General features: G+C 61.6%; 20 protein-coding genes and 4 tRNA genes. 17 read left to right on the forward strand and 7 right to left on the reverse strand.

Annotated features, from left to right (window positions below; all coding sequences use genetic code 11):
• Positions 1-47: 47 nt before the first annotated feature.
• Positions 48-1,511, reverse strand: coding sequence for a sensor histidine kinase (locus ACXJKE_RS09180; protein ID WP_457280281.1), 1,464 nt, complete (start codon positions 1,509-1,511; stop codon positions 48-50).
• Positions 1,508-2,206, reverse strand: coding sequence for a response regulator (locus ACXJKE_RS09185; protein WP_457280282.1), 699 nt, complete (start codon positions 2,204-2,206; stop codon positions 1,508-1,510). Before ACXJKE_RS09185 ends, ACXJKE_RS09180 begins: the two co-directional genes overlap by 4 nt.
• Positions 2,207-2,614: 408 nt before the next feature.
• Here ACXJKE_RS09185 and ACXJKE_RS09190 point away from each other — a divergent pair, with 408 nt between their 5' ends.
• From ACXJKE_RS09190 to ACXJKE_RS09210, 5 genes are all read left to right on the forward strand, one after another.
• Positions 2,615-3,574 carry a Bug family tripartite tricarboxylate transporter substrate binding protein gene (locus ACXJKE_RS09190; protein ID WP_457280283.1) on the forward strand — a complete coding sequence of 320 codons (960 nt, stop codon included), beginning with the start codon at positions 2,615-2,617 and terminating at the stop codon, positions 3,572-3,574.
• A 145-nt stretch (positions 3,575-3,719) separates the two neighbouring features.
• The gene (locus tag ACXJKE_RS09195; RefSeq protein WP_457280284.1) at positions 3,720-4,238 is read left to right on the forward strand and encodes a tripartite tricarboxylate transporter TctB family protein; all 519 of its coding nucleotides are present in this window, start codon (positions 3,720-3,722) and stop codon (positions 4,236-4,238) included.
• Positions 4,238-5,743: a tripartite tricarboxylate transporter permease gene (locus ACXJKE_RS09200; RefSeq protein ID WP_457280285.1), complete on the forward strand. Its 1,506-nt coding sequence runs from the start codon at positions 4,238-4,240 to the stop codon at positions 5,741-5,743. The genes ACXJKE_RS09195 and ACXJKE_RS09200 overlap by 1 nt, the downstream gene beginning before the upstream one ends.
• Before the next feature lie 24 nt (positions 5,744-5,767).
• On the forward strand, positions 5,768-6,793 hold the full coding sequence (locus ACXJKE_RS09205; protein ID WP_457280286.1) for a Bug family tripartite tricarboxylate transporter substrate binding protein: 1,026 nt from the start codon (positions 5,768-5,770) through the stop codon (positions 6,791-6,793).
• 161 nt (positions 6,794-6,954) lie between these two features.
• Positions 6,955-7,950 (forward strand): Bug family tripartite tricarboxylate transporter substrate binding protein, encoded by a 996-nt coding sequence (locus tag ACXJKE_RS09210; protein ID WP_457280287.1) that lies wholly within the window; start codon positions 6,955-6,957, stop codon positions 7,948-7,950.
• A 22-nt stretch (positions 7,951-7,972) separates the two neighbouring features.
• On the opposite strand, the gene hemH is transcribed toward ACXJKE_RS09210, so the two are convergent.
• Positions 7,973-9,103: a ferrochelatase gene (hemH, locus tag ACXJKE_RS09215; protein WP_457280288.1), complete on the reverse strand. Its 1,131-nt coding sequence runs from the start codon at positions 9,101-9,103 to the stop codon at positions 7,973-7,975.
• A gap of 33 nt (positions 9,104-9,136) precedes the next feature.
• Here hemH and ACXJKE_RS09220 point away from each other — a divergent pair, with 33 nt between their 5' ends.
• A complete protein-coding gene (locus ACXJKE_RS09220) occupies positions 9,137-9,832 on the forward strand; it encodes an HAD family hydrolase (RefSeq protein WP_457280289.1) in 696 nt (231 codons plus the stop codon).
• 28 nt (positions 9,833-9,860) lie between these two features.
• Positions 9,861-10,493 carry a glutathione S-transferase family protein gene (locus ACXJKE_RS09225; protein WP_457280290.1) on the forward strand — a complete coding sequence of 211 codons (633 nt, stop codon included), beginning with the start codon at positions 9,861-9,863 and terminating at the stop codon, positions 10,491-10,493.
• 95 nt (positions 10,494-10,588) lie between these two features.
• Here the strand turns inward: ACXJKE_RS09225 and hpnE are convergent, their stop codons facing one another.
• From hpnE to hpnC, 4 genes are all read right to left on the reverse strand, one after another.
• Positions 10,589-11,860, reverse strand: a complete 1,272-nt coding sequence (gene hpnE, locus ACXJKE_RS09230) for a hydroxysqualene dehydroxylase HpnE (protein WP_457280291.1) — start codon at positions 11,858-11,860, stop codon at positions 10,589-10,591.
• A gap of 133 nt (positions 11,861-11,993) precedes the next feature.
• Positions 11,994-12,836, reverse strand: a complete 843-nt coding sequence (gene hpnD / locus ACXJKE_RS09235; protein WP_457280292.1) for a presqualene diphosphate synthase HpnD — start codon at positions 12,834-12,836, stop codon at positions 11,994-11,996.
• Positions 12,837-12,875: 39 nt separating this feature from the next.
• Positions 12,876-13,610 (reverse strand): hypothetical protein, encoded by a 735-nt coding sequence (locus tag ACXJKE_RS09240; RefSeq protein WP_457280293.1) that lies wholly within the window; start codon positions 13,608-13,610, stop codon positions 12,876-12,878.
• A 59-nt stretch (positions 13,611-13,669) separates the two neighbouring features.
• Positions 13,670-14,533, reverse strand: a complete 864-nt coding sequence (gene hpnC / locus ACXJKE_RS09245; RefSeq protein WP_457280294.1) for a squalene synthase HpnC — start codon at positions 14,531-14,533, stop codon at positions 13,670-13,672.
• 134 nt (positions 14,534-14,667) lie between these two features.
• Between hpnC and ACXJKE_RS09250 the strand changes: the two genes are divergently transcribed.
• From ACXJKE_RS09250 to ACXJKE_RS09295, 10 genes are all read left to right on the forward strand, one after another.
• Positions 14,668-15,855, forward strand: a complete 1,188-nt coding sequence (locus ACXJKE_RS09250; protein WP_457280295.1) for an efflux RND transporter periplasmic adaptor subunit — start codon at positions 14,668-14,670, stop codon at positions 15,853-15,855.
• A 7-nt stretch (positions 15,856-15,862) separates the two neighbouring features.
• The gene (locus tag ACXJKE_RS09255; protein WP_457280296.1) at positions 15,863-19,108 is read left to right on the forward strand and encodes an efflux RND transporter permease subunit; all 3,246 of its coding nucleotides are present in this window, start codon (positions 15,863-15,865) and stop codon (positions 19,106-19,108) included.
• 118 nt (positions 19,109-19,226) lie between these two features.
• Positions 19,227-19,313, forward strand: a tRNA-Leu gene (locus ACXJKE_RS09260).
• A 108-nt stretch (positions 19,314-19,421) separates the two neighbouring features.
• Positions 19,422-20,732, forward strand: coding sequence for a trigger factor (gene tig, locus ACXJKE_RS09265; RefSeq protein ID WP_457280297.1), 1,311 nt, complete (start codon positions 19,422-19,424; stop codon positions 20,730-20,732).
• Between the two features lie 157 nt (positions 20,733-20,889).
• A complete protein-coding gene (clpP, locus tag ACXJKE_RS09270) occupies positions 20,890-21,546 on the forward strand; it encodes an ATP-dependent Clp endopeptidase proteolytic subunit ClpP (protein ID WP_457280298.1) in 657 nt (218 codons plus the stop codon).
• A 121-nt stretch (positions 21,547-21,667) separates the two neighbouring features.
• Positions 21,668-22,933, forward strand: coding sequence for an ATP-dependent Clp protease ATP-binding subunit ClpX (gene clpX / locus ACXJKE_RS09275; protein ID WP_457280299.1), 1,266 nt, complete (start codon positions 21,668-21,670; stop codon positions 22,931-22,933).
• Between the two features lie 116 nt (positions 22,934-23,049).
• A complete protein-coding gene (lon, locus tag ACXJKE_RS09280; protein WP_457280300.1) occupies positions 23,050-25,479 on the forward strand; it encodes an endopeptidase La in 2,430 nt (809 codons plus the stop codon).
• Positions 25,480-25,553: 74 nt separating this feature from the next.
• Positions 25,554-25,629: transfer RNA gene (locus ACXJKE_RS09285), tRNA-Gly, on the forward strand.
• A gap of 99 nt (positions 25,630-25,728) precedes the next feature.
• Positions 25,729-25,802 (forward strand) — tRNA-Cys (locus ACXJKE_RS09290).
• Between the two features lie 82 nt (positions 25,803-25,884).
• Positions 25,885-25,977: transfer RNA gene (locus ACXJKE_RS09295), tRNA-Leu, on the forward strand.
• The last annotated feature ends 60 nt before the right edge of the window (positions 25,978-26,037 follow it).

Below are 26,037 nucleotides of genomic sequence, written 5' to 3' on the forward strand. Positions count from 1 at the left end.
TGGGGCGCTGTGTAGGATCGCGCCGCGTTTGGATCGTGAACAGGTTCTCACGTCGTGGGCAGGCGTACCGTGGCGTCCAGGCCCGTCACACGGCCGTGCACGACGCGGTTTTCCAGCGTAATGCTGCCATGCATGGTTTCGGTGATCTCGCGGCAAATGGCCAGGCCCAGCCCGGAGCCGTGGCGCACGTTGCCTGCGGAAAAAGGCTGGTAGAGCCGCGCCGACAACTCTGCCGACACCCCCGGCCCGCTGTCGCTGATGGTCATGGCGACAACGCTTGCATCGCGCACAATGCGCACCGTCAGCGTGCCGCCGGCCGGCGTATGCTTGATGGCGTTGTGCAGCAGGTTGCGCGTGAGTTCGCCCAGCATCCATTCATGCGATGTGACGCGCGCCGGCACGGTTTCTATCTCGAAATCGATGTCTTTCTCGGCAATCAGGGGCGAGAGGTCCAGCGCCACAGAGCGCACCACCTGCGCCAGGTCGATGGCCTGCAGGTCAGCCTGCTGGCGCAATTGCTCCACCTTGGCCAGCGCCAGCATCTGGTTGGCCAGGACGGTGGCGCGGTCCACCGTCTGGTTGATTTCCGCCAGCGCGTCACGGGCATCCATGTCGCCGCGCAGTGCGGATTGCACCTGTACCTTGAGCACCGCCAGCGGTGTGCGCAGCTGGTGGGCCGCATCCCGGACAAAGCGCTTCTGGTTGTCCAGCAGGTGCTGCAGCCGGCCCATGACCTCGTTGGTGGCATCCACCAGCGGCAGAAGTTCGCGGGGCGCATCGGGCGCGGTAATTGCCGTCAGGTCGCCTTCGGGACGGGCCTGCAGCTCGGCGCTGAGGCGCCGTACGGGCCGGGTGGCGCGCTGCACCACGACGATCGCCACCAAGGCGATCACCGCCAGCAGCAGGGCCTGGCGCCACAACGTGTCGAACAGGATTTTGCGGGCCAGTGTTTTGCGCAGTTCCAGGGTTTCGGCCACCTGGATTACCGCCATGGCGCGGCCTTTTGCACTGGACACGGGCTGGAGCAGAACCGCGACCCGCACATCGTCGCCCATGAAGACGTCGTCATAAAAATCCACCAGCGCCGAATAGGGGGGCCGTGCCGGGATGCGCCCGTGCCAGAACGGCAACTCCGAAAAACCGGACACCATGCTGCCGCCGAGGCTGGAGACCCGGTAAAAAAGCCGGCTCTGGTTGTCAGCTTCAAAAGCTTCCAGCGCCGCGTAGGGCACTGTGACGCGCAGCTCGGACTGCTCGTCGTAGCCCGTAACATCGAGCTGCTCGCCGATGGATTTGGCAGAAGCCAGCAGCGTACGGTCATAAGCCGTGTTCACCGCGCCCAATGCCTGCTGGTACAGGCTGAAGGTGTTGGCCACTACCAGCAGGCCCACCGGCAAAAGAATGCCGATGAGCAGGTATCTGCGCAGGGAGATGGCGCTTGCGCCGGGTTTTGTTTCGGGTGCTGCGGGGGGAACTGCCTGAACGTCCTGTCGCGGCTGCGGGGAGCTCATGCATCCACTTTCAACAAATAGCCCAGGCCGCGCAGCGTGACCAGCGTGACGCCGGTTTGCGCCAGTTTCTTGCGCAGGCGGTACACCACCACTTCCACCGCCTCGTATTGCACGTCCGCCTCGCCGGGAAACACCAGCTCGAACAAGCGCTCTTTTGACACTGCATGGCCGGGTTTGGCGATCAGTGCCTGCAACAGCGCCAGTTCACGGGGCGTCAGCTCCAGCACCTGGTCGCGGTGGTAGATGGCCCCGCTGTCTTTTTCATAGCGCAACTCGCCCACGATCTGTGCGCCGGCGTCGTTTTCCATGGGAAGGGCGGTTGCCGCACGCCGGCGGCTCAGGGCACGCAGGCGTGCTTCCAGTTCGTCCAGGTCGAAGGGTTTGGGCAGGTAGTCGTCGGCCCCGGTGTTCAGGCCCATGATGCGGTCACCTACCGTGCCGCGTGCGGTCAAAATCAGCACCGGTGTGGCCAGCCCCTTGAGGCGCGCCTGTTCCAGCACCTGCAAGCCGTCCATCCCGGGAAGGCTGAGGTCCAGCACCACCACATCGGGCTGGGTGTCCGTCCATTGCGCCAGCGCCAGGCGGCCGTCGGTGCAGCTGAAAACCTCCATGCCGCGGCGGCCCAGTGCTCGCTGCAGCGCGGCCTGCATCGAGGCATCGTCTTCGATCAGTAACAATTTCATGGGGGGCAACATGTTAGGGCCTGTTAACACTATGTTTGCAAGATGCGTTGCGAGTCAAAAAGGCCTTGAGCAAGGCGCAAAACGCAGGCGGGGTGGACCCCGTCAAGGCTTTGCAACGCCGCGCAAGGCTTTTTTGATCGCAACCCGGAGGGAATGGGGTGAGAAAGCCGCCACTCGGCGTTGCGCTCCTAGCCCAGACGAAGGTCTGGGCGTCGTCACGCGCCTTGATTGGCGGCTTTCTCACCCCATTCGCATTTGCAAACATAGTGTTAACAGGCCCTAGACATTAGCACTTTCCCCAATGCTTCCGGACAGCCGTTTGACAGAAACGAAGCGCATGATAAGCCCGTGATCGGCTGGATGCCTTCGCCAGCCCGGCAAGCTCAACAATTTCACAATCCTATTTTCAAGGAGACATTCATGCGTCGCGATACCTTTCTCAAATCCCTGGCAGCCATGGCGGCTGCGGGCGCCTTGCCCCTGCCGGCTTTTGCCGCGGCCAACGTCAAGATGATGATTCCCGCCAATCCCGGCGGCGGATGGGACACCACGGGCCGTGCCCTGGGCAAGGCCCTGACGGACTCCAAGGCCGCCGATACCGTGACCTATGACAACAAGGGCGGCGCCGCCGGCGCACTGGGCCTGGCCCAGTTCGTCAACGGCTCCAAGGGCGACCCCAACGCACTGATGGTGATGGGCGCCGTCATGCTGGGTGGCCTGATCACCGGCAAACCGCCGGTCAGCCTGTCGCAAGCCACCCCGATTGCACGCCTGTCCAGCGAATACAACGTGTTTGTGCTGCCTGCCAACTCGCCATTCAAGTCCATGAAGGACGTGGTCGAGCAGCTCAAGAAAGACCCCGGCAGTGTGAAGTGGGGCGGCGGTTCGCGCGGCTCCACCGAGCACATCGCAGCGGCCATGATCGCGCAGAAGGTCGGTGCCGATCCCTCGAAGATCAACTATGTGGCTTTCCGCGGCGGCGGCGAAGCCACGGCTGCCATCCTGGGCGGCAACGTCACAGTGGGCGGCAGCGGCTACAGCGAATTTGCCGAGTACATCAAGGCCGGCAAGATGAAGGCCATTGCCGTGACCTCGGGCAAGCGCCTGCCCGGTGTGGATGTGCCGACGCTCAAGGAGCAGGGCATTGACGTCGAAATCGGCAACTGGCGCGGGGTCTACGGTGCGCCTGGCATCACGGACGCACAGCGCAAGGCCCTGACCGACATGGTGCTGGCCGCGCTCAAGTCGCCGGCCTGGGCCGAAGCCGTCAAGAAGAACGACTGGACTCCCGCAGTCCTGACGGGCGAGGCATTTGCCAAGTTCGTGGATGACGACTTTGCGGCGCTGCGCGCCACGATGGTCAAGTCCGGCATGGTCTGATCTTCGGCGTTTTTACGCCCCCCACGCTTTCGCGTATCAGCGGCACGCGGCGCCGTCAAATTTGATGAAAATTTGACGAAAGGCCCGCGTGCCCCCAGACTGCTCATGTCTGGCCAACCTTCCCCGCCTTTCGGGAACTATAACGATGACAACTTCAGATCCCTCGGCCGTCTGGCCGCAAACTCTGGTCGGTGCCGGTGTGCTGCTGACCGGCCTGGCGCTGGCCTTTGGTGCGATCAGCATTTCTTCCGAGGCAGGTTATGGCGGTGTAGGCCCCAATTTCCTGCCCTGGGTGGTGTCGGTGGGCCTCGCCATTTGTGGCGCCTTCATCATCTGGGAGGCGCGCAGTGGCGGCTTTCGGGACCTGGACCTGCCTTCGGGTGCGGCGCAGGCCTACTGGCCGGGTTTTGTATGGGTCTCGGCGGGCTTGTTGCTTAATGCCGCCCTCATCACCACCATCGGTTTTATTCTGAGCTGCACGCTGTGTTATTTGCTGGCTGTGCAAGGCCTGCGCCGTGCGGGTGGCCAGGCAAGCGTCAATGCGCCGCTTACCTGGGTCACCGATTTTGGGGTGGGTTTCGCGATTTCTGCGCCGGTGTTCTGGATGTTCACGAAATTCCTGGCGATTAATCTGCCGGGCCTGACCAGCACGGGGTGGATCTGATGGATATTTTCAATGCCCTGATGGCGGGTTTCGCGACAGCGATCACGCCGGTTAATTTGCTCTGGTGTCTGGTGGGTTGTGCTCTCGGCACGGCGGTGGGTGTGCTGCCCGGCATCGGCCCGGCGGTGGCGGTGGCGATGCTGCTGCCCATTACCGGCAAGGTCGATATCACGGCCTCGATGATCTTCTTCTCAGGCATTTACTACGGCGCGATGTATGGCGGATCGACCACGTCCATCCTGCTGAACACGCCTGGCGAAACCGCCAGCATGGTGACGGCCATGGAGGGTAACAAGATGGCCAAGAGCGGGCGCGCGGGCGCGGCACTGGCCACGGCTGCTATCGGCTCGTTTGTGGCAGGCACCATTGCCACCGTCATCGTCACGCTGTTTGCGCCTTTTGTGGCCGAGTTCGCAGTCAAGCTGGGTCCACCGGAATACTTCCTCTTGATGCTGCTGGCCTTCACCACGGTGAGTGCGGTGTTGGGCAAAAGCACCTTGCGCGGAATGACGGCGCTGCTGGTCGGCCTGGCCGCAGGCTGCGTGGGACTCGACCAGATCTCCGGCCAGGGGCGCTATACCGGCGGCATCCCGGAACTGCTGGACGGCATTGAAATCGTGTTGGTGGCGGTGGGCCTCTTTGCGGTTGCCGAAGTGCTCTATGGGGTGCTGTATGAAGGCCGCATGGTGGAAGAGCAGAACAAGCTCAGCCGCGTGCACATGACCAAGGCGGACTGGAAGCGGTCGATCCCCGCCTGGTTGCGTGGCACGGCCATCGGCACGCCCTTCGGGTGCATCCCGGCGGGCGGCACCGAGATCCCGACCTTCCTGAGCTATGCAACGGAAAAGAAGCTGGCCCAAAACCAGCCGCACAGTGCGGAGTTCGGCACCAAAGGCGCCATCGAAGGCGTGGCCGGCCCCGAGGCTGCCAACAATGCGACCGTGACGGCTGCGCTGATCCCGCTGCTCACATTGGGCATACCGACCTCCAACACCACGGCGATCTTGCTGGGCGCGTTCCAGAACTACGGCATCCAGCCCGGTCCGCAACTGTTCACCACGTCAGCCGCCCTGGTGTGGGCGCTGATTGCTTCGCTTTACATCGGCAACGTGATGCTGCTGGTGCTGAACCTGCCCATGGTGGGCCTGTGGGTCAAACTGCTGAAAATTCCCAAACCGCAGCTGTACGCGGGTATCCTGATTTTTGCGACGGTGGGCGCATACGGCATGCGGCAAAGTGCATTCGACCTCTTTTTGCTGTACGCCATCGGCCTGCTCGGTGTGCTGATGCGACGCTTTGACTTTCCGACCGCCCCTGTGGTGGTGGGCATGATCCTTGGCCCGCTGGCTGAGGCTCAATTGCGCAATGCCATGTCGATTGGCGAAGGCAGCCCCGCCGTGTTTTTCCAGCGCCCCATGTCGATCACGCTGGTCGTGATTGTGGTTGCGGTGCTGGTGCTTCCGCGTATGGCTAAATACTGGAAGGCGAAAAAACCTGCAAGTTGAGTTTTATTACTAAAAGGAGATGACATGCTGAACATCAAACGACGCACCGCATTGGGTGGGCTCGCCGGGTTGGGCCTGACCACATTGGGCAGTACATTCCCTGCATTGGCGCAATCCGCCAAGGCAGCGGCAGCTGTCGCTTCTCCAAAAGGTAAGGCCGCCAAACTAACTTCGAAACTGCGCATTGTGATACCGGCCAACGCCGGCGGGGGCTGGGACCAGACCGGCCGTGCGCTGGGTACGGCCTTGCTGGGTGTCGGCGCCGCTGACGAGATTGAATACGAAAACAAGGGCGGCAAGGGCGGCACCATCGGCCTAGCTTATTACGCCGAAAAATACGGCAACGATCCCAACACCCTGTTGATGGGCGGTATGGTCATGGTGGGCGCGGTTGCCTTGCAAAAACCCGCGGTCGACATGACTCGCATCCAGCCGATAGCCCGCCTGACCAGTGACTACCTCGTGGTGGTGGTGGCTGCCAGCTCGCCGATCCGTACCGTTGCCGATCTTGCCAGCCGGCTGCGCACCAACCCCAAAGACGTGCCGATCGCCGGCGGGTCGGCCGGTGGTGTGGACCACGTGTTTGCAGGGGTGTTGACCCGAGCCTCCCAAAGCAAACCGGAAGAACTGGTGTATTTGCCTTTCGCCGGCGGTGCCGAGGTGGTGCAGGCTGTGCTGGGTGGCAAGGCAGTGGCCGGCATATCGGGCTACAGCGAGTTCAGCGATGAACTCGCCAGCGGAAAATTGCGTGCCATTGGCGTGTCGTCCAAGCGCACGGTTTTTGGCATTCCCTCGATTCGCGAGCAGGGGCTCGATGTGGACATGGCCAACTGGCGTGGCGTGTTTACCGGCCAAAACGTGCCACCCGCCCGCCAGGCCGAAATGGTCGAAGCGGTGAAAGCCGCCGCAGGGTATGAGTCCTGGCAAAAAACACTGAAGCAGAACCACTGGGACTCTTCGCTGCTCTCGGGGCCCGGTTTTGCCAGCTTCATTGACTTTGACCTGACGACCTCGCGAGTCATGGTGCACCTGCTCAAGCTCAAAGCCTGACACTCTGCGGCAGGGTTTTCGGAAGGGGCGACCGCGTGGGTCACCCCTTTTCTTTCTCCGGCATCCATCTGATGGATGGCATGGAAAGTGCTGTACCTGCTGGGGAAGCCGGCAAATGCCGGCCTGTTGCCTGATACATGCCACCACCGCTGGAGAATCTCATGCCGACTGTTCGACGACGTATTTTTCTCGGTGGGCTCTCTTGCCTGGGCGCAGCTGCCGCCGGCGTTGTCCCTGCACCCTTGTGGGCACAGGCTGCCGTGAAGGGCAAGCTTGCGCCCAGGTTGCGCATCGTCATACCAGCCGCCTCGCGCAGCACGCTGGACGAAGCGGGCCGTGCCCTCGGCGATGCCTTGGTCGGTCTGGGCCTGAGCGACGAGATTGAATACGAAAACAAGGAGGGCAACGGCGGCACCACGGGGCTGGCCTGGTATGCCGGCAAGTACGGCTCCGATCCCAATGCGCTTTTCATGGGCGACAGCAACCTGGTCGGCGCAGTGGCTTTGCAAAAACCAGCCGTGGACCTGACCCGGCTCCGCCCGGTGGCCCGCCTGACCAGTGACTACCTGGTGGTGGTGGTCGCTGGCAACTCGCCCATCAAGACCGTCAACGAACTGGCTGAGCGCCTGCGCACCAGCCCCAGGCTGACGCCCATGGCGATTGGTTCTGTTGGGGGTGTGGACCACGTGTTCGCCGGCCTGCTGGCCAAGTCGGCCGGTAGCCGCCCTGAAGACCCGGTGTACCTGCCCTTTGCCCGCAATTTTGAGCTGGTGGATGCGGTATTGACCGGCAAGGCGATGGCCGGCGTTTCCGGATACGGAACTTTCAGCGCAGAACTGGCCAGCGGCAAGCTGCGCGCGGTGGGTGTGTCATCCAAGAAGACAAGCTACGGTGTGCGGTCCGTGCGTGAGCAGGGGCTGGATCTGGACATGGCGAACTGGCGGGCTGTCTTCACCGGCCAGGGCGTCACGCCCGCGCGCCAGTCGGAGATGGTTGAAGGCGTCAAGGCGTCGCTGGCCTATGAGCTCTGGAAAAAAACGCTCAAGGAAAGTTATTGGGAGCAGTCCTGGCTGTCCGGGGCTGACCTCACCAACTTTATCGACTTTGATACCAAGACCACACAGCTGATGATGCAGCTGCTCAAGCTCAAGGCTTGATAGCCACCGCAAGGAATATGGCTTATTGGGTGGCGCCCAGGGCCCGCGCGCGCTGGCGTGTGCTGGCCAATTCCGCGGTGTCTGCACCGGCTGCCGGCCAGCCTGAAAGATGCTGCTGCGCCAGCTCGGCAAGCCCCGCAATCCATTCATGGCTGTCGTTCAGGCAGGGGATGTAGCTGAACTCCTTGCCGCCCGCGTGCAGGAAAGCCTCGCGGGCTTCCATGTTGATTTCCTCCAGCGTTTCGAGGCAGTCGCCGGTAAAGCCGGGACAGATTACATCGACGCGCCCGACACCTGCCTTTGCCAGGGCCACCAGTGTGGGCTCGGTGTACGGCTCAAGCCATTTGGCCTTGCCAAAGCGCGACTGGAAGGTCACCTTGTACTGCGCAGGCTGCAGGTTCAGTTGGGTGGCCAGCAGCCGGGCGGTTTTATGGCATTCGCAGTGATACGGGTCGCCCAGCTTCAGGGTGCGTTCGGGTACGCCGTGAAAACTCATCACCAGTTGTTCGCCGCGGCCGGCGGTGCGCCAGTGTTCGCGCACGCGTGCCGCCAGCGCGCTGATATAACCGGGATGATCGTGGTAGTGGTTGACAAAGCGGAACTCGGGGATGCGGCGTATGCGCGCCGCCCAGGTGTAGACCGCATCAAAGACGCTGGCGGTGGTGGTGCCGCTGTATTGCGGATAGGCCGGCAGGATGAGGATGCGCATGACGCCGTCGGCCTTGAGCTGGTCAAGCTGCGAGGCGATGGATGGATGGCCGTAACGCATGGCGTAACGCACCTCGACGGGCAGTCCGCGCACTGCCAGGTAACCGCGCAGCAAGACAGCCTGCTTTTGCGTCCACACCCGCAGCGGCGAGCCTTCCTTCATCCAGATGCTGGCGTACTTGGCCGCGGACTTTTTGGGCCGCACGCGCAGGATGATTCCGTGCAGGATCAGCCACCAGAGCGCTCTGGGGATCTCCACCACGCGCGGGTCGCTTAAAAACTCCGCGAGGTAGCGGCGCAATGCCGGTGCCGTCGCCTCATCGGGCGTACCCAGGTTGCAGAGCAGGACGGCCGTGCCGCAGGCCGTGGGCGTGGCCGGCGCTGCACCGTGCGTGAAGGGGGGCTCAGGGTTGAAAGGTGTGAGGATGCGCGAGCGAAAAGACATGGGTTATTCTCGCCTATCCCATTGACGCTGCCTATGCTTGACCTGTCCACCATAAAAGCCATCACACTTGACCTCGATGACACCCTGTGGCCCATCTGGCCTGCCATTGAAAGGGCCGAGAAAGCACTGGACGACTGGCTCAGCCAGCATGCACCGATGACCGCGGCGCTGTTCTCCAATCCGGCGGCGCGCCATGAGATCCGGGAGCACGTCACACGCTCGCGCCCGGAGCTCAAATACAACCTGAGCGCGATACGCCGGGAGGCGATACGGGTGGCGCTGTACCGCTCCGGCGAAGACCCGTTGCTGGCGGAAGCCGCGTTCAACGTCTTCTTTGAAGAGCGCAACCGGGTCACCTTGTTTGAAGACGCGGTGCTGGCGCTGGAATTCCTGTCCGGGCGTTACCCGCTGGTGGCGGTTTCCAACGGCAACGCGGACGTCGAACGAATCGGTATAGGCCGCTATTTCCGGGCGGCCATCAGCGCCCAGCAGTTCGGTGTGGGCAAGCCCGACCCGCGCATTTTTCATGCGGCAGCTGGGGCCGTGGAGGTGCAGCCCCAGGAAGTATTGCATGTGGGTGACGACGCCACGCTGGACGTGCTGGGCGCGCTTAATTGCGGCATGCAGACGGTGTGGGTGAATCGCTCCGACCAGATGTGGGCACACCCCGCGGTGCCGCACGAAACAGTGACCACGCTGACCGAGCTGTGCGATTTGTTCCCGCGCTGAACGGGTTGACTTTCAGGAGGCGCTTTCCATGACACTCAAAATCTACGGCACAGCTGCCTCACGCGCAGCGCGCCCCCTGTGGGCAGCGCAGGAAATGGGCCTGACCTATGAGCACGTTGCGTTGCCGTATGTGGGTGGCGCCACGCGCACGCCGGAATTTCTCGCCATCAACCCGAACGGCCGCATCCCGGTAGTGGACGACGATGGGGTTCTGGTCTGGGAGTCCATGGCCTGCGTGCTTTACCTGGCCGAGCGATTCAAAAAAAACGATGCGCCAGGCCTTGCCGCACAGAACCCTGCGGAGCAGGCAGACATCCTGCGCTGGAGCTTCTGGGTGGTGACCGAGTGCGAAAAAGACGCCCTGGCGTTCCTGATGCATCGCATCATGATGCCGGCAGAGCGCCGCAAGCCCCAGTTGGCCGAGGACGCCGAGCGGCATCTGCTGGGCCCACTGCGGGTGCTTGAGCAGCATTTGCAGTCGCGCAGCTACCTGGCGGGTGAACGCTTTACGACGGCCGATATCTGCGTGGCTTCCGTGCTGGCGTGGATTCAGGGTGCTGCCGGTCTGATGGCGCAATGCCCGGCAGTGGACGAGTGGCTCAAGCGCTGTCTTGCGCGTCCGGCGTACCGTGCAGTGAGGTTGATGGCGAAAAGTGCCTGAAACCCTTTGTGGCTTTGCGCAAACAGCTATTTAATTGATAGCAATACGGGTGACGTGGCCGCAATGACCGCGGAGCGCGGATGTGCCGGGGCAGATCAATGCAGGCGCTGTGCCGCTTCCAGCCCCGAGCGCACGGCGCCCTCCAGCGTGGCCGGATAAGGCCCGGCGATGTAGTCGCCACAGGCATAAAGACCTGGTGCTACGTCGATTGCCGGTCGCAGCAGGCCCGGCGTGCAGGCAAAAGTCGCGCGCTTTTCCACGATGGTTTGCACCACCTGCAGGGTGTCCAGGCCCAGCTGCTGGGCCGCCTGTGCCAGCACCTGTGCAGCCAGCGTCGCGCCGTCGCCGGTGCTGGCGCTGATCACAAAAGCCAGCAGACCGGTGGGACCGCCGAGTTGCCCGCGGTCGAACACAAATTGCGCGGGTGCGGTCGCATCGGCGCGTAAGGACAGCATGGGCTGCTCAAGGCGCACGCCTGCCGCCCAGGCGTAGACCGTGGTCAGCGCTTCGTGTTGAAGGCCTTTCACTTGTGCCAGCCAGTCGCCTGGTTGCAGGCCGCTGCTTTCCACAAGCCGCGCCGCTTCATGGGGCGGGCAGGCCAGCACCACGCAGTCGAATGCCGCGCCGATGTCCGTACTGACCACCCAGCTCGAACCAAGAGGCGCAATGGATTGCACGCGGGCGCCCAGCCGCACGGTGCTGCCCTGGGCCGCCAGCCAGCGCAGGGCGGCGTCGGGCAGCAGCGCGCTGAGGTCGGCGCGCGGCAGCAAGAGGTTGGAGCCGCCGCTTTCCGAGAATAGCGAGTCGTGCATTACGCGCAGGAAAACCTGGCCGCTGGCCCGCTCAGCGGGCGTGTTCAGCGCCGAGACGCAGAGGGGCTCGATCAATGAGGCCATGGCACCGGATGACAGGCCGCGGCACAGGTCGGCCACCGACACGCCGGGATCGCACTTGAATTTCGCGAGCTGCCAGCCGACGGCGACCTTGAGCATCGAGAGTTTGTCGGCCCAGGACCAGCCGCGCGCCAGGACGATGCCGGCCAGCGCATCGAAGGGCGCCGGCAGCTGCGGAAGCCTCAGGCCGCTGCCGTCCGGAAACCGCAATGTCAGCGGCAGCCGTAGCAAGGAAGTTTCTGCGTCGACACCCAGGTCCTTCATCAGGCGCAGCGTTTCGGCATATGCGCCAATCAGGATGTGCTGGCCGTTGTCGAGCACGACCGGCTTGCCTGCCACAGTGCCGCCAACGCGGCGCGCCCGTCCGCCGGCGACGCGGGTGGCCTCAAACAACGTGACCTGATAACCCAGGCGCGTGGCCTCGACAGCCGCAGTGCAGCCGGCCCAGCCGGCGCCGATCACGGCGACTCTCATGACGGGCACGCTTGCAGGCCGGGGGTTGCGCGAGTTCCATACCAGCCGGGGCCGCGGGACTGGCTTTGCCAGACCGCAGGCGCAGCGCCCCCGCGGGGGGCAGCGAACCACACGAAGTGGGGAGCGTGGGGGCTCATTGGATCTTGCCGAAGGCCTGGGTCTTCCACGCTAACCAGAATTTGCGCAGCGGTGTGAGGCTGACGCGCTGGTGCAGCACCTGGTAGCCGTCGGCGGCGATTTCGCGCAGCAGGGTGCGGTAGATGCTGGCCATCATGAGGCCGGGTTTCTGGGCGCGGCGGTCGGCTTCGGGCAGCATGGCCAGCGCTTCGTCGTAAAGTGCCAGCGCGCGGTCGGTCTGGAATTTCATCAGCGCGCTGAAGCGGTCGGAGTACTGGCGCTTGAGGACCTCATGCGCCTTCACGTCAAATTGCTGCAGCTCGTTGACGGGCAGGTAGATGCGGCCGCGCATCGCGTCTTCGCCGACGTCCCGGATGATATTGGTGAGCTGGAACGCCAGGCCGAGCTTGTGCGCGTAGGCGGTGGTGGCTTCGTCGGTCTGGCCGAAGATGCGCGCCGCCACTTCGCCCACGATGCCGGCCACCAGGTGGCAATACTGCCGCAGGCCGGGAAAATCCAGGTAGCGGTTCTGCTCCAGGTCCATCTGGCAGCCGTCGATGACAGCCTGCAGGTGGCGCGCTTCGATGCGGTAAGTTGGGGCGTGCGGCATCAGCGCTTTCATCACCGGATGCGTCGGGTTGCCGGCATAGGCGTTTAGCACCTCGCCTTGCCACCAGGCGAGCTTGGTGCGCGCTACACCGGGGTCGGTGATTTCGTCGACGACGTCGTCGATTTCGCGGCAAAAGGCGTAGAACGCGGTGATGGCGGCGCGCCGTTCCTTGGGTAAAAACAGGAAGGCGTAATAGAAACTGCTGCCGGATGCGGCGGCTTTTTGCTGGACATATTGCTCAGGCGTCATACGGTAATTGTCACATGGGACTTGTTGGCCGGATGGGTATCAGGATGCTTTGGGGGCAGTGCGTTCGGCGACGTAAAGCTTCAGCGCAAGCACCAAGGCAATCAGGACGACCCAGACGATCAATACATCGCCGAATTGCCAGAAGAGCCAGAGCGGAGAGCCTAATTGACCCAGCAAGGGCAGCAGGAACGGCTGCAGCCGCGGTGTCCAGAAACCAGGCCTGGACATGCAGGCCGATACCAGGGGATCGAAGCTGCCCGGATTGCATCCGAGGGCCTGCAGTATTTCGCGCGATACATACGTGCTCAGGAAGGGCGTGCCGAAGGCGATGCAAAACGCAATCAACCCCAGCAGCAGAATCCAGAAGCTGGATTGCAGAAAACGGTGCAAGGCCCGCCGGAAGGAAATTGCTGCCGGGACAGGCGCACGCGAAGTGGTCACGGGCTTGCGGGGGTTCTGGGCGGCATGGCGGCTCCAGCCGATGGCAACCAGCCAGGCCAGGATGAGCCCCCAGAAACTGCGCAGCAGCATGAAGGGGTAGTCCAGCGGCGTCTCTGCAGACAAAAAGGGTGTGAGCCTTGAGGCCAACGCGTTCTGGAGGAAGGAACACGTTCCGGCTCGCGGGTCTGCATGGAATTGGCAATTGAGGGCGGCCAGGGCCTGCTCTGCAATGACGCCGCCGATCAGCGCGAAGCTGGTGCAAAAGAGAAAGAGGCCCCACACCAGCGCGCGATAGAGGCCCGAGGGCGGCAGTTTTACCGGTGGCGTTGCCATGTGGCTTCCTGTGGGTTTGTTGATGGATCTGTCCGTCCTGGTGAGATCCGGTTGTTTGCCTACATGAATAGCGCACGCCAGCCCATCACCAGCACATCCCGGGGGCCGAGCTTGGGGCGCCGCTGCAGGGTATTGAATCCCTGGGACTCGATCTTCTCAAGGATGCGTAGCCCGCCTTGCACCACCAGGCGCAGCTCCCAGCCGCCGCGGCCCGGTATTTTTTTTGTGAGTGGCAAGCCTTTTAGCATCGTGGCCCTTGCAGAGCGTGCGCAAGCAGCTATCAAATTGATAGTAGAGGGGTTGGCATCCAGCGCCAGCAGCTGCGCTTCGTCAACGCCGTGGCGAGTCCAGGCATCGGCCGGCAGGTAAATACGCCCGCGCGGAATGTCCACGCTGAGGTCTTGCCAGAAGTTGATGAGCTGCAGGGCGGTGCAAATGCAGTCGCTCATGTGCAGCGAGGCGGCGTCATGGATGCCGTACAGGTGCAGCAGCAGCCGGCCCACGGGATTGGCCGAGCGGTTGCAGTAATGGGCCAGTTCGGCCTCATCGGCATAACGCTGCTTGACGACGTCCTGCTCAAAAGCGCTGAGTAAGTCAGCCAGCAGGTTTACCGGCAGCTGGAATTCCGCCATCATGGGCGCCAGCTGTGCAAACACCGGCGCCCAGCGAGACGAGGGCGCCAGGCCTGTGGAGGTGGCCACCAGGTCGGCGCGGTAGGCCGCCAGGTCATCCAGGCGTGCTTGCGGCGGGGCATCGCCTTCATCGGCGATGTCATCCGCCGTGCGGGCAAACCAGTAAATCGCCGCGATGGGCGGGCGCAGGCGCGGTGGGCACAGCAGCGAAGCCACCGGGAAGTTTTCATAGTGCGCCACACCCTGCAGAGACGGCGTCAGGGTGGCTGGCGATTGGGAGCCTTGGGTCATGCGGGCGATTGTCGCTTGACAAGCCCTGGCAATTACCCTAGATTACTAACCGGTCAGTCAGTAGCAGCTTCCTGACTCTTTTCCAGGCTCATTTTTTACCCTGCCATCCAAGCGGGTTTCATCCCGATCAGATCATGAACAAAACCGTTTTCTCCCTGGTGGGCGCCGCCGTCCTGCTGGCAGCCTGTTCCAAACCCGCCCCGCCAGAAGAGCCGGTTCGCGCCGTCAAGGTGATCACTGTCGGGACCAACGCCTTTTCATCGAGCCACGAATATGCTGGCGAGGTCCGCGCCCAGGTGGAATCGAGGCTCGGCTTTCGGGTTGCGGGGAAGATCATCAAGCGGCAGGCTGAATTGGGCCAGCGCGTCAAGGCCGGGCAAGTGCTTGCCAACCTCGATCCCCAGGATTACAAGCTCGCGGCCGATGCAGCCCGTGCGCAGGTGGCAGCTGCGGCCACCAACCGCGACCTTGCTGCTGCCGATTTCAAGCGCTACAGGGAGCTGAAAGAGCAGAACTTCATCAGCGGTGCCGAGCTTGAGCGCCGTGAAACCACGCTGAAGGCGGCCCAGGCGCAACTGGAGCAAGCCCAGTCCCAGCTGGCAGTGCAGGGCAACCAGGCAAACTACGCGGCGCTGGTCGCCGACGTGTCAGGTGTCGTCACCGCCATCGAGGCCGAGCCGGGCCAGGTCGTGACGGCCGGCGCGCCGGTGGTGCGGATTGCAGCGGATGGTGTGCGTGATGTGGTGTTCTCTGTGCCCGAAGACAAGGTGGCGGCGATCAAGGTCGGCTCGCCGGTCAGTATCCGCGTGTGGTCCCAGACCGCCGAATTGACCGGAAAAGTGCGCGAAGTGGCGGCCAGCAACGACCCCGTCACGCGGACCTACACCGTCAAGGTTTCTGTTGACGCGAAAGAACCGCCGCCGCTGGGCGCCACGGTGTATGTGGTGCCGCAGGCCGGCAGCGTGGTGGGTGCGCCGGTCATCAAGCTGCCGACAACGGCGCTGCGCCAGGAAGGCAAGGCCACGGCGGTATGGGTGGTTGACAAGGCCACCATGACCGTCAAGCCGCAACTCATTCAGGTTGCCACGGCAGACGGCAACGACGTGGTGGTGGCTTCCGGGCTGCAGCCCGGGATGATGGTGGTCAGCGCCGGCGTGCATGTGCTCTCACCGGGCCAGAAAGTCAGTATTTACCAGCCGAGTGTGGCTGTAGCCGGTGCCAGTCCTGCGCAAACAGCTATTAATTCCGTAGCAACACCTGTGGTGCCCGCGGCCCCTGTCACGGCGCCGGCTGCCGTTTCCGCAGCTTCTGCTGCGAAGTGAGGGCGGCATGACGCAACCCCACCCAGACAGCAGCAGCGCTGCCGGCGAACTGGCTTCGCCCTCGACCCGGTTCAACCTTTCCAAATGGGCGCTGGACCATCCGGCGCTCACCCGTTACCTCCTGCTGGTGCTGATGATTCTGGGCTTTGCCGCCTACTTTCAGCTCGGACAGGACGAAGACCCACCGTTTACCTTCCGCGCCATGGTGGTGCGCACCTACTGGCCGGGGGCCACGGCGCAGCAGGTGGCCGAGCAGGTGACCGACAAGCTGGAGCGCACGCTGCAGGAAGCGCCCTTCGCCGACAAGATACGCAGCTACTCCAAGCCGGGCGAGTCGCAGATCATTTTCCAGATCAAGGATTCGTCCAAGCCCGCGGACGTGCCCAACGTCTGGTATTCGGTACGCAAGAAGGTCGCAGACATGCGCGGCACCCTGCCCGGCGGTATCCAGGGGCCGTTCTTCAACGACGATTTCGGCGACGTTTATGGCGTGATCTACGCGCTGGAGGCCGACGGTTTTAATTACGCCGAACTCAAGACCTTTGCCGACGATGTGCGCCAGCAACTGCTGCGCGTACCCGACGTGAGCAAGGTTGAACTTTTCGGCGTGCAAGATGAAAAAGTTTTCATCGAAATCTCGCAAAAGCGCCTGGCGCAACTGGGGCTGGACCTGAACCAAGTGCTGGCGCAGCTGGGCCAGCAAAACGCGATTGAGTCGGCCGGGGCGGTTCAGACGCCGCTGGATGTCGTGCAGGTGCGCGTGGCGGGCCAGTTCGAAGTGATTGAGCAGCTGCGGGTGATGCCGATCCGGGGCAGTTCGGGCAACCAGCTACAACTGGGTGACATTGCCGAGATCAAGCGCGGCTATGTGGATCCGCCTTCCGTGAAGGTGCACCACCAGGGCAAGGAAGTGATTGCATTGGGCGTGTCCATGGGTAAGGGCGGGGACATCATCGCTTTGGGCAAGTCGCTCACCGCGCTCTCAGCCCGCATCGAGAAAACCCTGCCCGCCGGTATCAAACTGGTGAACGTGCAGAACCAGCCCAAGGCGGTGGCGACCTCGGTGAATGAATTCGTGCGCGTGCTGATTGAGGCCGTGGTGATCGTGCTGGCGGTCAGTTTCATCGCCCTGGGCTTTCACAAGCGGCCACACAACGGCCCCGGTCAGTTGCCGTTGTGGAAGCGCTATTACATCGACATGCGGCCCGGCCTGGTGGTGGGCATCACCATTCCCCTGGTGCTGAGCCTGACCTTTCTGGCCATGTGGTACTACGGTATCGGGCTGCACAAGATTTCGCTGGGCTCGCTGATCATCGCGCTGGGCCTGCTGGTGGATGATGCCATCATCGCTGTCGAAATGATGGTGCGCAAGATGGAGGAGGGCTACGACAAGGTGCGCGCCGCCACCTTCGCCTATGAGATCACCGCCATGCCCATGCTGACGGGTACCTTGATTACCGCCGCGGGCTTTTTGCCTATCGGCCTGGCCAAGTCCACCACCGGTGAATACACCTTCGCGATTTTTGCGGTGACCGTGATCGCGCTGGTGCTCAGCTGGATCGTTTCCGTGTATTTCGTGCCTTACCTGGGCACGCTGCTGCTCAAGGTGCCGCCGCATGTGCAGGAAGTGGCCGCGGGCCAGGACAGCCCGCACGAAATGTTCGACAGCCCGTTCTACAGCAATTTCCGCAAAACGGTGAACTGGTGCGTGCAGCACCGCTGGATCACGATCGGATCCACCGTGCTGATCTTCGCGTTGGGCATCGTGGGGATGGGCAAGGTGCAGCAGCAGTTCTTCCCCGACTCCAGCCGCCCTGAAATCATGGTCGACATCTGGTTCCCGGAAGGGACTTCCTTCGCCGCCAACGAGGCTACGGCCAAACGGGTTGAGGCGCGCCTGATGAAGGAAGAGGGCGTGAGCACGGTGAGCACCTGGATAGGCTCGGGCGTGCCGCGCTTTTATTTGCCGCTGGACCAGGTCTTTCCGCAGACCAACGTGTCGCAGATGATTGTGGTGCCTCAGGATTTGAAGGTGCGCGAATCATTGCGCATCAAGCTGCCGGCGCTGCTGGCCACCGAATTTCCCGAGGTGCGGGGCCGCGTCAAGCTGCTGCCCAACGGCCCGCCGGTGCCTTACCCGGTTCAGTTCCGTGTCGTGGGCATTGACCCGCTGGTGCTGCGCGAGCGCGCCGATGAAGTCAAGGCGGTGATGCGCGAAAGCGGCAACACGCGCGGCGTCAACGACAACTGGAATGAATCGGTGAAAGTGCTGCGGCTGGAAGTGGATCAGGCCAAGGCGCGCACGCTGGGCGTGACCAGCCAGTCGATTGCACAGGCTTCGCGCACCATCCTGGCAGGCACGCAGGTGGGCCAATTCCGTGAGGGCGACAAGCTGATTGACATCGTGCTGCGCCAGCCGCTGGACGAGCGCAACGCCATCACCGACATCGGCAACGCCTATCTGCCCACGGCGTCGGGCAAAGCGATTCCGCTGACGCAGATTGCCAAGCCGGTATTTACCTGGGAGCCGGGTGTGATGTGGCGCGAGAACCGCGACTACGCCATCACGGTGCAGAGCGACATCGTTGAAGGTCTGCAAGGCGCCACGGTGACGCAGGAGTTGATGCCCAAGCTCAAGGCGCTGGAAGCCAAATGGCAGGGCAATGGCATGACGGGCTACCGCATCCAGGTGGCTGGCGCGGTGGAAGAAAGCAGCAAGGGTTCGGTTTCCATTGTTGCTGGATTGCCGGTGGCGCTGTTTATCATCCTCACGCTGTTGATGCTGCAACTGCACAGTTTCAGCCGTTCGATCCTCGCCTTTCTGACGGGCTTCATGGGCATCGCAGGCGTGGCCGGAGCACTGCTACTGCTGAACCGGCCGTTTGGTTTCGTCGCGCTGCTGGGCGTGATTGCACTGTTCGGCATGATCATCCGCAACTCCGTCATCCTGATCGACCAGATCGAGCAGGACCGTGCCCGAGGCGTGCCCACCTGGGACGCCATCGTCGAATCCGCCGTGCGCCGGTTGAGGCCTATCGTGCTGACGGCTGCCGCCGCGGTGCTGGCGATGATCCCGCTGTCGCGCAGCGTGTTCTGGGGGCCTATGGCGGTCGCCATTATGGGCGGCCTGGTGGTGGCGACGGTGCTGACCTTGCTGGCTCTGCCTGCCATGTATGCAGCGTGGTTCCGTGTCAAACGGGAAGACGGGCAGGACATCAAGCCACAAGACAGCGCCAAGCCACTGCCGGCGTGATTCTCTCTGGCCGCCGGTTGCGGACGGAAAACCGGGCCCGATAACGGCTAAAATAGAGAGTTGACCGATTTCAAGCGGGGATTCGGAGGTTTTTCGGATTCCCGTTTTTGTTTCCGGCGCGCGGGTGGCGAAATTGGTAGACGCACCAGGTTTAGGTCCTGACGCCAGCAATGGTGTGGGGGTTCGAGTCCCCCCCCGCGCACCACCCTGAGACCTGTGGGCACCTGTTGCCCCGTGCGCTCAGCCGTTGCGGAAATCCCGCAACATGCCAGGTGAAAACCTGTTTTGACTATTTTTGATCTTAGGAACCATCATGGCCGTGACTGTTGAAACCCTTGAAAAGCTCGAGCGCAAAATGACGCTCACGCTGCCCGTCAACACCATCCAGTCGGAAGTTGACACCCGTCTGAAGAAGCTGGCCCGCACGGTCAAGATGGACGGTTTCCGTCCGGGCAAAGTCCCCATGAACGTGGTGGCCCAGCGTTATGGCTATTCGGTGCATTACGAAGTCATGAACGACAAGGTCGGCGAGGCTTTTGCCGTGGCCGCCAACGAAGCCAAGCTGCGCGTTGCCGGCCAGCCGCGCATCAGCGAAAAAGAAGGTGCGCCTGAGGGCGAACTGGTGTTTGACGCGGTGTTTGAGGTTTACCCTGAAGTCAAGATCGCCGACCTGTCGGGCGCCGAAGTCGAAAAGGTCAGCGCTGAAGTCAGCGACGCCGCCATCGACAAGACGCTGGATATCCTGCGCAAGCAGCGCCGTACCTTTGCCCAGCGCGCAGCCGATGCGCCGGCGCAAGACGGTGACCGCGCCACCATCGACTTCGAAGGCAAGATCGACGGCGAGCCTTTCGCAGGCGGCAAGGCCGAGGACTACCAGTTCCTGATCGGCGACGGGCAGATGCTCAAGGAATTCGAAGACGCCGTGCGCGGCATGAAAAGCGGCGAAAGCAAGACTTTCCCCCTGAACTTCCCCGCCGACTACCACGGTAAAGATGTGGCCGGAAAACAGGCCGATTTCCTCGTGACGGTCAAAAAGATCGAAGCAGCTCACCTGCCCGAAGTCAATGAAGCACTGGCCAAGTCCCTGGGCATCGCTGACTCCACGGTCGAAGGCTTGCGCGCCGACATCAAGAAAAACCTCGAGCGCGAAGTCAAGTTCCGCCTGTTGGCCCGTAACAAGAACGCAGTGATGGACGCGCTGGTGGCCAACGCCGAACTCGACCTGCCCAAGTCCAGCGTCCAGGCCGAACTGGACCGCATGATCGAAGGCGCCCGCGCCGACTTGAAGCAGCGCGGCATCAAGGACGCCGACAAGGCGCCGATTCCCGAAGAAATCTTCCGTCCCCAAGCCGAAAAGCGCGTGCGCCTGGGCCTGGTGGTGGCCGAGTTGGTGCGCAGCAATGACCTGCAGGCCAAGCCTGAGCAGCTCAAGGCGCACATCGAAGAGCTGGCCGCCAGCTACGAGAAGCCGCAAGACGTGGTGCGCTGGTACCTGAGCGACAACCGCCGCATGGCCGAAGTCGAGGCTGTTGTGATTGAAAACAACGTGACCGACTTCGTGCTGGGCAAGGCCAAAGTCAGCGAAAAAACCATCTCCTTCGACGAGCTGATGGGCCAGAACTGATTCTTCAGCGCTATTGCTGACATTGGGGCTTGTGCTTTGCGGCACAGGCCCCAATTTCTTTGAGCTACGGCACAACGGCTCGCGAGTCTGTTGTCAGCCATCGCCGAAACTCCCTGGGGGAGTTTTTGGGTACAGTACAAACATCTCTGGAGAAAACATGATGGTCCGAAACAGTATTTACGGCGGCAGCTATACCGGCCCGCAAGCAGGCGCTCAGGATGCGCAAGGCCTGGGCATGGTGCCCATGGTCATCGAGCAGTCCGGCCGCGGCGAGCGCTCTTACGACATTTACTCGCGCCTGCTCAAGGAGCGCGTGATTTTCCTGGTGGGTCCGGTGAATGACCAGACGGCCAACCTGGTGGTGGCCCAGCTCCTCTTCCTGGAAAGCGAAAACCCGGACAAGGACATTTCCTTCTACATCAACTCCCCCGGCGGTTCCGTGACGGCCGGCATGGCGATTTACGACACCATGCAATTCATCAAGCCCGACGTTTCCACCCTGTGCGTGGGCATGGCGGCCAGCATGGGTGCTTTCCTGCTGTCGGCCGGCACCAAAGGCAAGCGCTTTTCGCTGCCCAACTCGCGCGTCATGATTCACCAACCATCCGGTGGTGCGCAAGGCCAGGCGTCGGACATTGAAATCCATGCCCGAGACATTCTCAAGACGCGGGATCAGCTCAATCGCATCCTGGCGGCCAATACCGGCCAGCCTATCGAAAAGATCGAGCGCGACACCGAACGTGACTATTTCATGTTTGCGGAAGACGCCAAAGAGTACGGGCTGGTCGACCAGGTCATTTCCAAGCGGCCCTGAGCGTCGAAAGTTCTTCAGTTGCACTGCAACAACGGCGTTTTCTGTAACAGAAACGCCGTTTTTTTATTGGTTATCATTAGGTAACAGTTCCCCCTTCAGGCTCCTTAAAGGCATCCCCCCAATGGCCGAGAAAAAAGGCTCCTCCAGCGAAAAGACTTTGCACTGCTCCTTCTGCGGTAAAAGTCAGCACGAAGTCAAAAAACTGATCGCTGGCCCTTCGGTTTTTATCTGTGACGAGTGCATCGATCTTTGCAACGAGATCATTCGCGACGAACTTCCCGCTGGTGACGACGTTCGTGAGACGCGCACCGACCTGCCCACGCCCTCAGAGATCAAGGGAACACTGGACGGCTATGTTATTGGCCAGGAACCGGCCAAGCGCACCCTTGCAGTGGCGGTGTACAACCATTACAAACGCCTGCGCCATAAGGAAAAAGCCAAAAAAGACGATGTGGAGCTGACCAAAAGCAATATTTTGCTGATCGGCCCCACCGGTTCCGGCAAGACCCTGCTGGCCCAAACGCTCGCGCGTACGCTCAACGTTCCCTTTGTGATGGCCGACGCTACTACGCTGACCGAAGCCGGTTATGTCGGTGAGGACGTCGAAAACATCATCCAAAAGCTGCTGCAGAGCTGCAATTACGAAGTTGAACGTGCCCAGCAGGGAATCGTCTACATTGACGAAATTGACAAGATTTCGCGCAAGTCCGATAACCCGTCCATCACGCGTGACGTGTCAGGCGAGGGTGTGCAGCAGGCGCTGCTCAAGCTGATTGAAGGAACGATGGCGTCGGTGCCGCCACAGGGCGGCCGCAAGCACCCCAACCAGGACTTCTTGCAGGTGGACACCACGAATATCCTGTTTATCTGCGGCGGTGCATTCTCAGGTCTGGAAAAGGTCATCGAGAACCGGACCGAAGCTTCCGGGATCGGTTTTGGCGCCGCCGTCAAGAGCAAGAAGGCCCGCAGCCTGACCGAAGCCTTCAAGGATGTCGAGCCTGAAGACCTGATCAAGTTCGGGCTGATTCCTGAGCTGGTCGGCCGGATGCCGGTCGTGGCGACGCTGGCCGAGCTCACAGAAGACGCACTCGTGCAAATCCTGACAGAACCCAAAAATGCCGTGGTCAAACAATTCAGCAAGTTGCTGGCCATGGAAGGGGTTGATCTGGAAATCCGGCCCTCCGCACTCAAAGCCATTGCCCGCAGGGCGCTGGCCCGTAAAACCGGTGCGCGCGGCTTGCGTTCCATCCTGGAGCAGTCGCTGATCGACACCATGTTCGACCTGCCGAATGCCAGCAATGTGGATAAAGTGGTGGTGGACGAGTCCACAATCGAAGAAAACAAAGCTCCCTTGCTTGTGTACCGTGAAGCGGCCAAGAAAGCCTGAACACCCCAAAAGGCTGGCCGGAATGCTTGAAAAGCGCCTCCTGCGCCCCATGTCTGGGTTGATTGTGTTTCGCCGGGCCATGCAACTGGCTGCCACGGCCAACGTTTAAGGTTTATATGTCCGGACAAACTTCATTGCCTTCCACCCCCATTGACCTTCCTCTCCTGCCTCTGCGGGATGTGGTGGTCTTTCCGCACATGGTGATCCCGCTGTTCGTGGGTCGCCCCAAGAGCATCAAGGCGCTGGAGTCGGCCATGGAAGCCGAGCGCCGCATCATGCTGGTGGCACAAAAAGCCGCTGCCAAGGATGAGCCTTCGGTGGAAGATATGTTCCAGGTGGGCTGTGTTGCCACGATCCTGCAACTGCTCAAATTGCCTGACGGTACCGTCAAGGTTTTGGTGGAAGGACAGCAGCGCGCCAGTGTTAACAAGATCGAAGAGGGCGAGCAGCATTTCACGGCCAATGTCACACCTGTTGAGCCGGTGGTGGTGATCGCCGGTGACAAGACCAGTGAGATTGAAGCTCTGCGCCGTGCCGTGATGCAGCAGTTTGACCACTACGTCAAACTGAACAAGAAAATTCCGCCCGAGATACTGACCTCGATTTCCAGCATCGACGATGCGGGACGCCTGGCCGACACGATCGCCGCGCACCTTCCCCTCAAGCTGGATGCGAAGCAGGTGATCCTGGATCTTGACAATGTCAAGGCCCGGCTAGAGAACCTGTACGAACAGCTTGAGCGTGAGGTCGACATCCTCAACGTCGACAAAAAAATCCGTGGGCGTGTGAAGCGTCAGATGGAAAAGAACCAGCGCGATTTCTACCTCAACGAGCAGGTCAAGGCCATCCAGAAGGAACTAGGCGAAGGCGAAGAGGGGGCGGACATCGAAGAGATCGAGAAAAAGATCAAGACCGCCAAGATGCCGCAGGAAGCCCGTAAAAAGGCCGAGAGCGAGCTCAAAAAACTCAAGCTCATGTCGCCCATGTCCGCCGAGGCGACCGTGGTGCGCACCTATATCGATGTGTTGACCGGCCTGCCGTGGAGCAAAAAGACCAAGATCAAGCACGACCTGGGCAACGCCGAGAACGTTCTTAACGAAGACCACTACGGTCTTGAAAAAGTCAAAGACCGTATTGTTGAGTATCTTGCGGTGCAGCAGCGCGTGGACAAGCTCAAGGCTCCGATCCTGTGTCTGGTTGGGCCTCCGGGGGTTGGTAAAACCTCCCTGGGCCAGTCGATCGCCAAAGCTACGGGCCGCAAGTACGTGCGTATGGCTTTGGGCGGCATGCGCGATGAGGCTGAAATTCGCGGCCATCGCCGCACCTATATCGGCGCCTTGCCGGGCAAGGTTCTGCAGAGCCTGACCAAGGCCGGCACGCGCAATCCGCTGTTCCTGCTGGATGAGATTGACAAGCTGGGCACCGACTTCCGTGGTGACCCCTCCAGCGCGCTGCTGGAGGTGCTCGACCCTGAGCAGAATCACACCTTCGGTGACCACTATGTCGAGGTGGACTTCGACCTGAGCGATGTGATGTTCGTGGCAACCTCGAACTCGATGAATATTCCGCCGGCCTTGCTGGACCGCATGGAGGTTATTCGCCTGTCCGGTTACACCGAAGACGAAAAGACCAGCATCGCGATGCGCTATCTGTTGCCCAAGCAGGTCAAGAACAACGGCGTGAAGGAAGAAGAGCTTGAAGTGCAGGAGCAGGCCGTGCGCGACATCGTGCGTTACTACACACGTGAAGCCGGCGTGCGCTCGCTTGAACGCGAACTCTCCAAGATCTGCCGCAAGGTGGTCAAGGGAATCCAGCTCAAAAAGATGGCACCCAAGGTCGTCGTGACACCCGATAACCTCAACGATTTTCTGGGGGTGCGCAAGTTCAACTATGGCCGTGCCGAACAACAAAACCAGGTCGGCCAGGTGGTGGGGCTGGCCTGGACGGAAGTCGGCGGCGACTTGCTGACGATTGAGGCTGCCATGATGCCCGGCAAGGGCGTGATCACACGTACGGGATCGCTGGGCGATGTCATGAAGGAATCCGTCGAAGCCGCACGCACGGTGGTGCGCAGCCGCTCCAAGGTTCTCGGCATCAAGGACGAGATGTTCGAAAAGCGCGATATCCATATCCACGTACCGGACGGTGCGACGCCCAAGGACGGTCCAAGCGCGGGCGCCGCGATGACCACTGCTTTTGTTTCCGCGATGACGGGTATCCCTGTGCGTGGTGATGTGGCCATGACGGGTGAGATCACCCTGCGCGGCGAGGTCACGGCCATCGGCGGGCTCAAGGAAAAGCTGCTCGCCGCCTTGAGGGGTGGCATCAAGACCGTGCTGATCCCCGAGGAAAATGCCAAGGACCTGCAGGAGATTCCAGACAACGTCAAGAGCGGCCTGGAGATCGTGCCGGTGAAATGGATCGACCAGGTGTTGCAGGTTGCACTCGAGCGCCAGCCTGTTCCGCTGACCGACGAAGAAGCCGCTGTTGTTGCGCCGGCTGCTGTGGTTCCGCCTGCGGAAGCAGCCGGTACGGTGAAGCATTAATGAGGCCTTTCGCAAAGTTTTTTGCGGCTTTTGGAAAAGCTCAAAAAACTACGCTATAATTTGAGGCTGTAATCGCGGGAGTAGCTCAGTTGGTAGAGCGCAACCTTGCCAAGGTTGAGGTCGAGAGTTCGAGACTCTTCTCCCGCTCCAATTCAAAGGGCAGCACTTTAAAAATGCTGTCCTTTTTCATTGGGGGTTTCGTTGGATTATTGGGTAAAGCCGTCGGGCTTTATCAAGCAGACAGAATACGGCGCGGTAACAAAGCGGTTATGTACCGGATTGCAAATCCGAGTAGGTCGGTTCGACTCCGGCCCGCGCCTCCATCACAGCTTCCTGCAACCAGCCCCAGTTATGGGGCTTTTTTGTTTGACAATACGCTGCCGGCCGTTTGAAAACGGCGTTTGAGCCTGAGTGGTGAAATAGGTAGACACAGCGGACTTAAAATCCGCCGCTTCGTGAATAACGGGCGTACCGGTTCGATTCCGGTCTCAGGCACCACGATTGGGCGGCTCACCCACGCGCCGGGCGCGCTTTCGAAAACTGGGTAAGATAAATTCC

The sequence above is a fragment of the Polaromonas sp. P5_D5 genome (assembly GCF_054049435.1).